General features: G+C 46.6%; 9 protein-coding genes, 1 tRNA gene, 3 rRNA genes and 1 other annotated feature. Of the genes, 1 reads left to right on the top strand and 12 read right to left on the bottom strand.

Going from position 1 to position 14,056, the window contains the following annotated elements; all coding sequences use genetic code 11:
- Positions 1-14: 14 nt before the first annotated feature.
- The 9 genes from AB3Y94_RS05910 to AB3Y94_RS05950 form a co-directional block, all read right to left on the bottom strand.
- Positions 15-809, bottom strand: a complete 795-nt coding sequence (locus AB3Y94_RS05910; RefSeq protein ID WP_367295417.1) for a hypothetical protein — start codon at positions 807-809, stop codon at positions 15-17.
- Between the two features lie 19 nt (positions 810-828).
- Positions 829-1,668 (bottom strand): hypothetical protein, encoded by an 840-nt coding sequence (locus AB3Y94_RS05915; RefSeq protein WP_367295418.1) that lies wholly within the window; start codon positions 1,666-1,668, stop codon positions 829-831.
- Between the two features lie 221 nt (positions 1,669-1,889).
- A complete protein-coding gene (locus AB3Y94_RS05920; RefSeq protein ID WP_367295419.1) occupies positions 1,890-2,444 on the bottom strand; it encodes a hypothetical protein in 555 nt (184 codons plus the stop codon).
- 306 nt (positions 2,445-2,750) lie between these two features.
- Positions 2,751-2,823 (bottom strand) — tRNA-Thr (locus tag AB3Y94_RS05925).
- Between the two features lie 78 nt (positions 2,824-2,901).
- A 5S ribosomal RNA gene (gene rrf, locus AB3Y94_RS05930) occupies positions 2,902-3,018 on the bottom strand.
- Positions 3,019-3,087: 69 nt separating this feature from the next.
- Positions 3,088-6,006 (bottom strand): 23S ribosomal RNA (locus tag AB3Y94_RS05935).
- A 224-nt stretch (positions 6,007-6,230) separates the two neighbouring features.
- Positions 6,231-7,796: ribosomal RNA gene (locus AB3Y94_RS05940) — 16S ribosomal RNA — on the bottom strand.
- Together the 16S, 23S and 5S rRNA genes with 1 tRNA gene alongside form the textbook arrangement of a ribosomal RNA operon.
- Before the next feature lie 640 nt (positions 7,797-8,436).
- The gene (gene tyrS / locus AB3Y94_RS05945) at positions 8,437-9,696 is read right to left on the bottom strand and encodes a tyrosine--tRNA ligase (RefSeq protein WP_367295420.1); all 1,260 of its coding nucleotides are present in this window, start codon (positions 9,694-9,696) and stop codon (positions 8,437-8,439) included.
- 56 nt (positions 9,697-9,752) lie between these two features.
- Positions 9,753-9,950: a binding site (T-box leader), on the bottom strand.
- A gap of 46 nt (positions 9,951-9,996) precedes the next feature.
- Positions 9,997-11,367 (bottom strand): Nramp family divalent metal transporter, encoded by a 1,371-nt coding sequence (locus tag AB3Y94_RS05950; protein ID WP_367295421.1) that lies wholly within the window; start codon positions 11,365-11,367, stop codon positions 9,997-9,999.
- A gap of 204 nt (positions 11,368-11,571) precedes the next feature.
- Here AB3Y94_RS05950 and AB3Y94_RS05955 point away from each other — a divergent pair, with 204 nt between their 5' ends.
- A complete protein-coding gene (locus tag AB3Y94_RS05955) occupies positions 11,572-11,802 on the top strand; it encodes a hypothetical protein (protein WP_367295422.1) in 231 nt (76 codons plus the stop codon).
- A 148-nt stretch (positions 11,803-11,950) separates the two neighbouring features.
- On the opposite strand, the gene AB3Y94_RS05960 is transcribed toward AB3Y94_RS05955, so the two are convergent.
- The 3 genes from AB3Y94_RS05960 to AB3Y94_RS05970 form a co-directional block, all read right to left on the bottom strand.
- On the bottom strand, positions 11,951-12,124 hold the full coding sequence (locus AB3Y94_RS05960) for a hypothetical protein (protein ID WP_367295423.1): 174 nt from the start codon (positions 12,122-12,124) through the stop codon (positions 11,951-11,953).
- A 60-nt stretch (positions 12,125-12,184) separates the two neighbouring features.
- Positions 12,185-12,319, bottom strand: a complete 135-nt coding sequence (locus AB3Y94_RS05965; RefSeq protein ID WP_367295424.1) for a hypothetical protein — start codon at positions 12,317-12,319, stop codon at positions 12,185-12,187.
- Between the two features lie 73 nt (positions 12,320-12,392).
- The gene (locus AB3Y94_RS05970; RefSeq protein ID WP_367295425.1) at positions 12,393-13,754 is read right to left on the bottom strand and encodes a DUF2252 domain-containing protein; all 1,362 of its coding nucleotides are present in this window, start codon (positions 13,752-13,754) and stop codon (positions 12,393-12,395) included.
- Between the last annotated feature and the right edge of the window lie 302 nt (positions 13,755-14,056).

The raw sequence follows: 14,056 nt of genomic DNA on the forward strand, positions 1-14,056 counted from the left end.
TGATCGACTCTTTTCTAATACTGAAAGAGTTGAGCCATCATGCCAGATCCGTCAGCAGCAAAGCTAAAGCCAACTTCACTGTAGTGGGCCCACGTATTCAACTCAGTATCCCGATGTAATTTATCACAGGTCATTAACTCATTGACCGCGGTCTTTGCCGTTCCCTTGTAAGTAATATTGCCTTTCGCATTATATACCAACGTGGCACCTAGGCCGCCCGCCATGTAACCGGCTGGCAAGTAGTACGCTGGAAGTTCCGCCATCGTTTCGGCGTAACCACTCATCTTGGCATTGTAGGATTGACCGTTCGGCCGAATGTGATCGTCACGAACCCACAGTTCATGCGCCCGGACATTGACCTTTTTCAACAAGCTCTTCCGATGCTTCAAGGCACTGAGCCCCTGGTGTTTCCGGTAGGCATTAAATTGTTTCAGATAACTCTTCCCAACTTTTTTATTCAGAACAGATTCCTTAACGTATTTAACAGTAACCTTAGCCGGTAACTTACTATAGCTGTACGTTTTTTTGAGGGAAAATGGCACGTATCCCTTAATTTTTGTAACATACCCTTTGCTGGTATTCCAAGGATCACCAGTTCCTTGCGGGCCAAATTGGCTTCCATAGCTCTTAACACTGGCACCTGTGCTAGTAAAGGTTTTGTTCGCTTTCAATCTTTTACCAGTGGTCGATTGATAGTGGACAACCATCTGCTTGGCCGGTTGTTGCGTTGTCGCTGCATTTGCACCGACTGGAAAGGCTAACCCCACTAAGGGCAATAGTAATAGTGTCCATTTAGATGATATTTTCATAATTAGATTCCTTTCAAATTTAAAATGGTTGACTCATCACATTCATAACGTTGTAGACTGTGCCGTTTGACGTAACCTTAGTGGCAATCCCGTAATAAATGAACTGGGATTCCATCAACAGTTGCCAGTGAGCCCCCTGGTCATTGCCATGTTGATAATCGTAGGCAATGCTCTTAGCAGTGGCGGCGTTTGTCTTCCCCACGCCATTCATATCAAGCACCTCACCGTGAGAAGCGTGCTCTAACCCGGCATTCTTAAACAACCCCTGCTGAATCACGTGGCCTGCCCGGTCATAGTGACTGAAGTTGGTCGTAATTTGCGTAACCCGGACATTTGAGACTTGTGTTTGAATCAGCTGATTCGCTTGTAAAGCAGAGAGTCCCTTAGCAGTCCGAGCACGATTTAACTGGGTGATAAAGTCTTGGTTAACGGTCGCTGCGTTAAATGATTGCTTGGCGTTGGCTTGGGATCTGGCTGGCTTGGTACGCTTAACTGGTCCCTGCTTCAAGTAACGGCGTGAAACCCACCCCGTGTGTTTGCCATTAGCACTCGTCACTTGGTAGTAGATCCGCGTCTTATGCGTTTGCTTGACGAGTAATTTTTCATGCTTGGTGGTGTACCAGGTCGTGTGAGGAAAAGTCTTGAGTGCTTGATAGCGATCGCCAAGATGCTGACTATACAAGTAACCGGTAGTGCCATGAAAGGCGTGTCGCTTCATCGACTTACGCCAAACTACCTTAACACTTCGACTACGTTTGGCGCTGTATGTACTGGCCTGTGCTGAAGTTAAACTGCTTAAACCAATCACGCCACCGCTAAGAACCGCGATGATGGTCATAAGCTCATGAAACTGATTCATCAATTGTCCCCTGCTTTCCTGATATAGGGCGTCATACCACTCACTTCAACAGAGTCGATACCGTCCAATTTGAATCCAGCATATGTTCTATTAAGTCAATAACTTAAGTATACCGCTAGTCATGATAGCGAGACAATGAGACTTTAAGTCCTGATTGATAATCAAAAAGCATTTAGTTGACGGTCGACTTAACCGAAAACTAAACGCTTAGTATTTCATTCTTAATAGATACTTGATGGTTTAACCTTGATGGTCTTACGAACGTGCGTCTTATGATGACTGTATACTAGCGCTGTCTTGCTACTAGATGGCACCTTCGTATATTGCAGGAGCACTTTTTGTTTCTTACCATTGAACTTCATGGTTTTAACCTTGTAATCAGATGCAATCACGTACCTTGCCGTGACAAATGATGTCCAGCCATTCTTCATCTTAGACATGCTGAAAGCTTTTTCGTAGTTGCCCTTGATCTTAAAGACTTGGGTCTGCTTGAATCCTTTATGTAAGTATGGAAAACCATAGTATTCTAATTTACCGACCTTGTCAGCAGAAAATTGATAAGTCGATTTTGAAATTTTAACGTGTTGATACTTTTTAGCCTTTTTATTATACGCGTACCAGTTGCCTTTCAAAGCACTCGGAACCTTATGAACCTTAGGCCAAGTTCGAAAACCAGAGGACGCAGAAGCAGTTGTACTGGTTGAAACAGTGACACCACCGACGGTTAAACCAACTAACAAGGCGGCAGACATGATAAATTTTTGTTTTGCTTTCATTGAGAAACAACCCCTTTACATTAGTTAAGGTACGCTTTGATTTTAACCTTAAATAATTTATTTATCAATACAAAATATCAGCGAATTTCTTTACGACGTCTTCAACTATCGACTGTCGTTGACAATTTTAACCGGCTGTAAGCCATAAAAATGTCCGCTTCTGTTCACTAATTATTTCCAGCTTTGAACGACCAGTTAGTGTGTCACAAAAAAAGACCCATAAGACGGACGGATTAGTCCAAACTTACGGATCTACTTTCAGCGCTGTAAAAGGTATTAGCCTAGAGACATTGTCGATTTAATTTAAGCCGCTTATTGGATTTGAACCAACGACCTCTTCCTTACCATGGAAACGCTCTACCTACTGAGCTAAAGCGGCATAACATCCTCTATTATGGACGAAATTTATCACAATAGCAATAAAAAAAGGAATCCATCACTGGATTCCTTACTCTTTGCGTAGCGACGTCCTATCCTCGCAGGGGGCGATCCCCCAACTACTATCAGCGTGCTGAAGCTTAACTTCCGTGTTCGGCATGGGAACGGGTGTATCCTTCAGGCTATCGCCACTACACTATGAAAGAACTTCTTCTCTCAAAACTAGATATTATTCAATTATTTCCTTTGAGAACACCAACTCTACTTGGTTAAGTCCTCGACCGATTAGTACTGGTCCGCTCCACGCCTCACGGCGCTGCTACTTCCAGCCTATCTACCTGATCATCTCTCAGGGGTCTTACTTCCATATAGGAATGGGAAATCTCATCTTGAGGCGAGTTTCACACTTAGATGCTTTCAGCGTTTATCTCATCCATACATAGCTACCCAGCGATGCGCCTGGCGGCACAACTGGTACACCAGAGGTATGTCCATCCCGGTCCTCTCGTACTAAGGACAGCTCCTCTCAAATTTCCTACGCCCGCGACGGATAGGGACCGAACTGTCTCACGACGTTCTGAACCCAGCTCGCGTACCGCTTTAATGGGCGAACAGCCCAACCCTTGGGACCGACTACAGCCCCAGGATGCGATGAGCCGACATCGAGGTGCCAAACCTCCCCGTCGATGTGGACTCTTGGGGGAGATAAGCCTGTTATCCCCAGGGTAGCTTTTATCCGTTGAGCGATGGCCCTTCCATACGGTACCACCGGATCACTAAGCCCGACTTTCGTCCCTGCTCGACCTGTCTGTCTCGCAGTCAAGCTCTCTTCTGCCTTTACACTCAGCGAATGATTTCCAACCATTCTGAGAGAACCTTTGGGCGCCTCCGTTACTTTTTAGGAGGCGACCGCCCCAGTCAAACTGCCTACCTGACACTGTCTCCCACCACGATTAGTGGTGCGGGTTAGAGTGTTCACACAGCGAGGGTCGTATCCCACCAGCGCCTCACTCGAAACTAGCGTTCCGAGTTCTACGGCTCCGACCTATCCTGTACAAGCTGTGTCAACACCCAATATCAAGCTACAGTAAAGCTCCATGGGGTCTTTCCGTCCTGTCGCGGGTAACCTGCATCTTCACAGGTAATATAATTTCACCGAGTCTCTCGTTGAGACAGTGCCCAGATCGTTACGCCTTTCGTGCGGGTCGGAACTTACCCGACAAGGAATTTCGCTACCTTAGGACCGTTATAGTTACGGCCGCCGTTTACTGGGGCTTCATTTCTGGGCTTCGCCGAAGCTAACTCATCCACTTAACCTTCCAGCACCGGGCAGGCGTCAGCCCCTATACGTCATCTTACGATTTTGCAGAAACCTGTGTTTTTGATAAACAGTCGCCTGGGCCTTTTCACTGCGGCTACACTTGCGTGCAGCACCCCTTCTCCCGAAGTTACGGGGTCATTTTGCCGAGTTCCTTAACGAGAGTTCACTCGCTCACCTTAGGATACTCTCCTCGACTACCTGTGTCGGTTTGCGGTACGGGTAATTAATCACTAACTAGAAGCTTTTCTCGGCAGTGTGACATCTGGCACTTCCCTACTAAAATTCGGTCCTCGTCACGCCTTGTCCTTAGCGATAAGCATTTAACTCATCGCCAGACTTGACGCTTGAACGCACATTTCCAATCGTGCGCATACCGTAGCCTACTGCGTCCCTCCATCGTTCAAACATGATTAACTAGTACAGGAATATCAACCTGTTATCCATCGCCTACGCTTCTCAGCCTCGGCTTAGGTCCCGACTAACCCTGGGAGGACGAGCCTTCCCCAGGAAACCTTAGTCATTCGGTGGATCAGATTCTCACTGATCTTTCGCTACTCATACCGGCATTCTCACTTCTAAGCGCTCCACTAGTCCTTGCGGTCTAGCTTCGTTGCCCTTAGAACGCTCTCCTATCACGCGACCTATTGGTCGCATCCATAATTTCGGTAACATGCTTAGCCCCGGTAAATTTTCGGCGCAGGATCACTCGGCTAGTGAGCTATTACGCACTCTTTAAATGGTGGCTGCTTCTGAGCCAACATCCTAGCTGTCTGTGCAACTCCACATCCTTTTCCACTCAGCATGTATTTAGGGACCTTAATTGATGGTCTGGGCTGTTCCCCTTTCGACGGTGGATCTTATCACTCATCGTCTGACTCCCGGATATAAATCAGTGGCATTCGGAGTTTATCTGAATTCAGTAACCCATGACGGGCCCCTAGTCCAAACAGTGGCTCTACCTCCACGATTCTTAACTCCGAGGCTAACCCTAAAGCTATTTCGGAGAGAACCAGCTATCTCCAAGTTCGTTTGGAATTTCACCGCTATCCACACCTCATCCCAGCATTTTTCAACATACACGGGTTCGGTCCTCCAGTGCGCTTTACCGCACCTTCAACCTGGACATGGATAGGTCACCTGGTTTCGGGTCTACGTCAACTTACTGCAACGCCCATTTCAGACTCGCTTTCGCTACGGCTCCGATCTTTACATCTTAACCTTGCAAATTAACGTAACTCGCCGGTTCATTCTACAAAAGGCACGCTATCACCCATTAACGGGCTCTAACTAATTGTAGGCACATGGTTTCAGGAACTATTTCACTCCGCTTCCGCGGTGCTTTTCACCTTTCCCTCACGGTACTGGTTCACTATCGGTCACTAGGGAGTATTTAGCCTTGGGAGATGGTCCTCCCGGATTCCGACCACGTTTCACGTGTGTGGCCGTACTCAGGATCCTGAACTGAGGGTCAACGATTTCATCTACGGGGGTATCACCCTCTATGCCGTGCCTTCCCAGACACTTCGATTATCATTGACTTTGGTAACTCAAATGTTCAGTCCTACAACCCCAACGAGCAAGCTCGTTGGTTTGGGCTGTTCCCCGTTCGCTCGCCGCTACTTAGGGAATCGATTTTTCTTTCTCTTCCTGTGGGTACTTAGATGTTTCAGTTCCCCACGTCTGCCTCAACTTAAGTATGTATTCCCTAAGTTGTAATAGTTGGTTAAAACTACTGGGTTTCCCCATTCGGAAATCTCCGGATCAAAGCTTACGTACAGCTCCCCGAAGCATATCGGTGTTAGTCCCGTCCTTCATCGGCTCCTAGTACCAAGGCATCCACCATGCGCCCTTCATAACTTAACCTAACGATTACTTCGTAATCGCTGATTAATTGAGTATTAGCGATATAAACTAATTAAAAGAACTCAAAATTACGCGGTGTTCTCGGTTTAATTATCTTTAATAAAAATAATTAATAAGAAAATAATTGATAATATCTAGTTTTCAAAGAACAAGTTAGAGAGGTAAGCCCCTCAAAACTGAACATTGTTTCGCCAAAGTATGTGTAGCCTCCGTATATTCCTTAGAAAGGAGGTGATCCAGCCGCAGGTTCTCCTACGGCTACCTTGTTACGACTTCACCCTAATCATCTGTCCCACCTTAGACGGCTGACTCCCGAAGGTTATCTCACCGGCTTTGGGTGTTACAAACTCTCATGGTGTGACGGGCGGTGTGTACAAGGCCCGGGAACGTATTCACCGCGGCATGCTGATCCGCGATTACTAGCGATTCCAACTTCATGTAGGCGAGTTGCAGCCTACAATCCGAACTGAGAACGGCTTTAAGAGATTAGCTTAGCCTCACGACTTCGCAACTCGTTGTACCGTCCATTGTAGCACGTGTGTAGCCCAGGTCATAAGGGGCATGATGATTTGACGTCATCCCCACCTTCCTCCGGTTTGTCACCGGCAGTCTCACCAGAGTGCCCAACTTAATGCTGGCAACTGATAATAAGGGTTGCGCTCGTTGCGGGACTTAACCCAACATCTCACGACACGAGCTGACGACAACCATGCACCACCTGTATCCATGTCCCCGAAGGGAACGTCTTATCTCTAAGATTTGCATAGTATGTCAAGACCTGGTAAGGTTCTTCGCGTAGCTTCGAATTAAACCACATGCTCCACCGCTTGTGCGGGCCCCCGTCAATTCCTTTGAGTTTCAACCTTGCGGTCGTACTCCCCAGGCGGAGTGCTTAATGCGTTAGCTGCGGCACTGAAGGGCGGAAACCCTCCAACACCTAGCACTCATCGTTTACGGCATGGACTACCAGGGTATCTAATCCTGTTTGCTACCCATGCTTTCGAGCCTCAGCGTCAGTTACAGACTAGACAGCCGCCTTCGCCACTGGTGTTCTTCCATATATCTACGCATTCCACCGCTACACATGGAGTTCCACTGTCCTCTTCTGCACTCAAGTCTCCCAGTTTCCGATGCACTTCTCCGGTTAAGCCGAAGGCTTTCACATCAGACTTAAAAGACCGCCTGCGCTCGCTTTACGCCCAATAAATCCGGACAACGCTTGCCACCTACGTATTACCGCGGCTGCTGGCACGTAGTTAGCCGTGGCTTTCTGGTTAAATACCGTCAACTTCTGAACAGTTACTCTCAGAAGTGTTCTTCTTTAACAACAGAGTTTTACGAGCCGAAACCCTTCTTCACTCACGCGGCATTGCTCCATCAGACTTTCGTCCATTGTGGAAGATTCCCTACTGCTGCCTCCCGTAGGAGTTTGGGCCGTGTCTCAGTCCCAATGTGGCCGATTACCCTCTCAGGTCGGCTACGTATCATTGTCTTGGTGGGCCTTTACCTCACCAACTAACTAATACGCCGCGGGATCATCCAGAAGTGATAGCCGAAACCATCTTTCAAACAAAAACCATGCGGTTTTTGTTGTTATACGGTATTAGCACCTGTTTCCAAGTGTTATCCCCTGCTTCTGGGCAGATTTCCCACGTGTTACTCACCAGTTCGCCACTCGCTTCAATGTTGAAATCAGTGCAAGCACGTCAATCAACGGAAGCTCGTTCGACTTGCATGTATTAGGCATGCCGCCAGCGTTCGTCCTGAGCCAGGATCAAACTCTCATCTTATAGATGATGTGCTTGAATAGCTCATCGATTGTTGTTACATTTTTAAAAGCGAATTGACTTCGCAAATATTGTTTGGGTTTGATACCAAGTATCAAACCGCCCTACACATATTTGGTTTGTCGAAACAATGTTCAGTTTTCAAAGGTCTACCAGTCGTCTGCTCTCGCAGACAACTTAATAATCATATCATTCAATCAATATGATGTCAACAGGAAGTTTGATTTAACAACGTTTCTCGTTGACCATTGTCTCAATGAGACAACAAGAATAATATATCACTTTATTGGCACGGCTGTCAACAACTAATTTCAATCTTTCGAATTGGTCTAGCTGATGAATCGCCGTGACAACGTATATAACTATACCAACCAGAGGCCGACGCGTCAACTAAAATATGAAAACAAATGAATGCTTTTTCAAAGGCATATTTTACATATGAAAACCACTAAAATAGTTACCCGACGGCCGTGTGTTTCCTGATTCATTAATTATAACCGTTCGGCTTTATTTTAGCCAGCAATAACCCCGAACATTCTCGATGAACGTTCGGGGTTATTTATGTCCCGCCATTTCCCAGCAACCCACTCAAAAAGAGCTGTAGAAACCCCAAATGGATTTCTACAGCTCTCTCGAGTTTAAACTAACCTGCTACACGTACCAAGAAATACCGTTTCTTACCACGACGAACAATAACAAACTTACCATCAAAGGCACTAGCTGGATCAATATCTGCATCCGTATCTGTAACCTTAGTCCCATTGATGCGAATAGCACCGTTAGTCAAATCTTCTCGTGCTTGACGACGAGAAGATTCAATCTTGGTATCATCAACTAGCCATTCAACGATATTCTTCTTGTCGGCATTGACTGTCACAGAAGGCATCTTCTTGAAACCTTGTTCAATTTCATTAGCCGTTAAATCGGCAACATCCCCGGAGAACAACGCCTTCGTAATATGCTGCGCCTCAATCACGGCGTCTTTACCGTGCACAAATTCAGCCACTTCTTCAGCTAATCGAATCTGAGCTTCACGCTTTTCAGGATGAGCTGCTACGGCGTCTTCCAAGCGCTTGATTTCGTCTTGGTCCAAGAAGGTGAAGTACTTCAAGAACTTGATGACGTCACGATCATCCGTATTGATCCAGAATTGGTAGAATTCATAAGGAGACGTCTTCTCGGGATCAAGCCAAACATTACCGCCTTCAGACTTCCCAAATTTGGTCCCATCAGCCTTCAACAACAACGGAATGGTCAACCCGTAAGCCTTAGCATCTGCGCCCTTTTGCTTATGGATCAAGTCAATCCCAGCCGTAATGTTCCCCCACTGGTCAGCACCACCAATTTGCAGTTGAACGTCTTCTGCTTCAAATAAATGAAGGAAATCAATTGACTGCAGGATCTGGTAAGTGAATTCCGTATAAGAAATCCCAACTTCCAACCGTGAAGCAACAACTTCCTTATTTAACATGTTGTTCACGTTAAACAGCTTCCCGTAGTCCCGTAAGAAGTCCAACAGAGAAACCTTAGACAACCAGTCGTAGTTGTTCACAATCTTAAAGGAGCCATCTTGACCAAAGAGGTGTTCCATTTGGCCCGTCAAACATTCTTGATTGTGACGCACTTGATCCATCGTTTGCAGAACCCGTTCTGCCTTTTTACCTGAAGGATCACCAATGGAACCAGTAGCCCCACCAATCACAATGTATGGTCGGTGACCAGCTAATTGGAATCGTTTCAGAATCATGAATGGAATCAAATGACCAATATGCATGGAATCCCCAGTTGGGTCGATACCAGCGTACAAACCAACCGCCTTTTCATTGACCAACTCACCTAAACCAGCTTCATCAGTCTGTTGGTTGATAGCGCCGCGCCACTTTAACTCATCAATAATCGACATATTTTTTCCTCCTACAGTGTTTGTCTCAACAAAAAAGTCCCCAATGGCCCAAGGCCATCAGGGACGAATTGAAATCCGCGTTACCACCCAAGTTGTTGTCAATTGACAACCGCTCGTCATTTTTAACGGAATGACCCGCCGATTACTCGGCCGCTCCGCAGCGTAATTCATGAAGACGGACGTTCTGACTCCCAGCACCGTCAGATCTCTTGACCGGAGCCGCCCTCACTACTGAACTGTTTCCTAGCTTATGAACTCGATGATACCGGGACACCGGCGAAAAGTCAATACACCAGTTGGTTAAAAGAGATCGGTCAGCGTGGTCCAGACAATCTGAATATTCAAAATGGTCAGCACAATCGTACAGATCCACGCTAGAATCGTCACCCATTTTTTATTAACCCATTGTTCTCCCATAATCTTCTTCGATGACGTAAAAATCGTCAACGGAATCATTGAGAACGGCAACGCAATTGATAAGAAGACTTGCGAATTAACCAAGAGATTATCCAACGCCGCTTCACTACCACCATATATGATAGTAATAATGATAACGGGAACGACGGAAATCAACCGGGTCACCAATCGCCGCACCCAAAGTGGAATCTTCATATTTACGAAGCCTTCCATGATGACCTGCCCAGTCAAGGTTCCCGTAATCGTTGAATTTTGACCCGAAGCCAGCAAGGCAACTGCAAATAGCGTTGATAACACTGGTGATGCAACGGCCCCTGCCAAATGATTGTCTTGCAAAGCAGCATACAGGTTACCAAACGTGCCCAATTGGTCCGTACTCTTACCGAAGAACATAGCTGCTCCCAATAATAGTAAGAGACAGTTGATCACGAACGCACCGATTAATTGAATGTTGGAATCCCAAGTTGTGAATTTGACTGCACGGGCCATTTCTTGAGGATCTTCCCGGTTAAACTTCCGCGTCTGTGAAATGGAAGAGTGCAGGTAGAGATTATGCGGCATTACCGTTGCGCCCACGATTCCCAACGCCATCGTTAATTGACCAGGGTGGGCAATTTCGGGACGGGGAATAAAGTTGGCTACCGCTGCTCCCATATTTGGCTGCGCAATGATGACCTCATAAGCAAAGACCACCAAAATCACGGTGATCAAACACAGTACGATAGCCTCAATCTTACGAAACCCAAGTTTAGTTAATAGTAATAGTAGTAATACGTCAAAAACGGTCAGGGAAACTCCGATAATTAGGGGAACCCCAAACAGCAGTTGCAGGGCAATCGCGCCCCCAATCACTTCCGCGATATCAGTTGCCATGATAGCCAACTCCGTCATGACCCACAACACGGCCCCAATCCGCTTACCCGTATGTGCCCGAGTTGCTTGAGCCAAATCCATCTGCGTCACAATGCCCAGTTTAGCCGCCATGTACTGAAGCAACATCGCGATTAAACTCGAAATCAAGATTACAGACATCAGTAGATAACCATACTTGGCCCCCCCACCGATTGACGTTACCCAGTTTCCTGGATCCATGTACCCCACGGCAACTAATGCACCAGGACCAGAAAAGGCCAATAAATTCTTCAAGAAGCCCTTTTCCTTTGGAATCGTCACGGTCCCGTTAATTTCTTCTAATGACGGGCCGTTTGCGTAACCGCCAAGATTAGTCGGCTTCGTTGAAACGTTGTCTGTCATGTTTTCAACTCCTCTTTCTAAATGGTATTTTATCATTATACTGGCTCACCGGCGATTGTAAAGCATTTTTTAACTAGTCCTAACTTTGTTTTTAAATTACCCATTAAATAAATAATCCTAAAATTGCAAATTATCCTTGCATTTCCAATAGGTTTGCAACATAATATCTTTCATATTGTTTTTTTACAGAAAGTGGTGAATTAAATGACCAACACACGAATTTTCATCGATATGCTTGCCCCCTTATTCATTGCGATCATTGCGCTTGCCGGATTGGCCGCATTGATTAACCTCCGCATCACCGCTGCTGTTATCGGTCTCGGAGGACTGGGCTTTGGTGGACTCGCCATCGTAGTGATTGGCGGTCTCCTTACTGATGCCATTGCCCATCTGAAAGAATCTGCTCAACTTAAATCGCCAACAAAAAATCGGTAGCCTACCAGCCAACTTGCTGATAGTCACTCCCGATTTTTTTCTTGCCTAAAAATTGAAAAATAAATTGTTTACTTAAATCCAGGATTACCAAGCGACGGCCACTCCAGCCCATCTGTAGCGGCCGGTAAGGTAAACTGGCTGCCAAATCTTAGTTAGCCGACCCGTATAGCTCCTGAAGTGTCTTATGTAAAATATCTGGTAATTGCTGTTGAATTACAGCCAGCTGCTGTTGGCCCTGCACTGTTAAGGCCAAGTACCGTCGACGGCGATCATTTGAGGCAACATGCTGCTTAAGATAGCCCCGCTTACATAGATCAACCACCAAATTGGACGTCCGGGTCGCCGAGAAACCTAGCTTATGGGCGACCTGGGCTACTGAAAGTTATTCACTGCCAACGTATCCCAACAATTGACATTGCGGCAAATTAACTGCCATGTCTGCCAGGGGTTGATTGTAACACTGCGTCACGACCGTATAAATCTGGGTCAGACGTTGTAACTGATCTTGCGCCACCATGCGCCCCACTCCCTCCAAATCTTTTTTGTATCCGCTTTCATTGTACCACGACCACATTTCTGTGGCGACCTGCTTAGGCCAATCTATAGTCCATAAAGGCAGCGTAATCCGTCTTAACCTGTTCCGCGTAAGCCCAGGAAAAAGCAGCTAAACTCTCATCAAAGTGTTTACCACTCCCAATGTATCCACGAATCTCCGCGGCCGTTGGGCTTTGACAATGAGCAATTGCCAACGTCCAAGCGCAGGTATTCGCATAGCTCTGGAACTGGTCCCAATCTAACTGAGCCAAATCGATTGATTCCTTCATATCCCGAAACTGCCGAACGTAAAAGCTCTGCCGCTGCCCAGCAAAGTAGCCTAAGAAGGGATCTGAAGCCGACTGTAGAATTTTCTGGCAATCCACAATTCGTTGCCCTTCTGTTTGTTCAAGCGCCACCGTAATCTCGGTTTCTGCCTGACTACCGACCTGCCGAGTTGGCAACGCCTCTTTGACCTGCAATACCAGATGAGAACCGTCGATACTCGTCAGTAGTACCAGATAGCAACGGGAACCGAAACTGCCAACCCCCACGCTGTGCCGAACTATGTCCGTAATGTGGTACTGCGAAAGCAACAAATTCACGTCCGGCCGTAAAGACTGCCGATAAGCCGCAAAGTAAGCCGCAATGTGACTAGTCACATCATCATCCACGTGCATGGTTCGTGGTACATTCTCACGAAAACACAAGTTTCCACGAACATCCAGCGTCGTAAATTTTCGAACAACTTGTTCTGAGTCCCGCTTACTAGCCCGATTGATAATTGTGGTTAACAGCTGAGAATTATCATTGTCCAACGCACTGGCCTTCACCAACCGGTCCACATCATTCAACGGGTAAAAGCGGGCCAGCGTTGTTTGCTCAAACATCTGTTTGTTACTCTTACGATAACTCTCAGCCACTAATGGTAATAGTTGCCGCAATTTCTTTTCCTTGAAACCATTCGCCTCACCCGCTAGAAGAACGCTGACCAACAATCGCTTCAGGTCCCACTCCCAGGGATTGATACCCGCTTCATCGAAATCGTTCAGGTCAAATAATAATCGGCGCTCTGGCGACGCATAAAACCCAAAATTACCGATGTGGGCATCCCCACAAATAAAGGTCGTGATTGGCGTGTTCAACTGCTGGCGTAGGTCAGCTTCCATTAATTCTGCCGTTCCCCGAAAAAAAGCAAAGGTCGACGCCCCCATACGGCGGGTCCGTTCCGGCAAAAGCTCTGGTAACAATAATTGACGAATACGATCCATCAGGAGGTTGCTATCCCGGTCAACGGGGCGATAAACGCCAAGCTGTTCAAATGAAACCTGTCCCCGGGCCCGCTTACCCAGCTGGCGTAACTCCGCAATCGTCTTATTCACTTGAACCTTTCCGGTACTAAAAGCTGCTGGCGTCATAGCGCCACCTCCCGTCATTAATTGTCCCCTATTTTACCGCAAATCAAGCTAACCGAGTCAAGATTAACTGCAACCATCCAGCAATTGTCGCCGCCAACGTTCAGCGCTGATTTTCCTCTGAAGACCCGCTCCATTTCATCACGACATCGACCACCGAATGTTGTTCACCATCACCTAATCTAAAAAACTAGCTAACGCCCTTTATATATAGTAGGTTTTCGACAAAAAAATTTGCTGTTAGTGGTTACTAGCCCCCAGTACCAGACTGTTTCATGACAAACGGGGTTACCAAATTTATACAA

The sequence above is a fragment of the Levilactobacillus yonginensis genome, from assembly GCF_964065165.1.
Taxonomy (GTDB): Bacteria; Bacillota; Bacilli; order Lactobacillales; family Lactobacillaceae; genus Levilactobacillus; species Levilactobacillus yonginensis_A.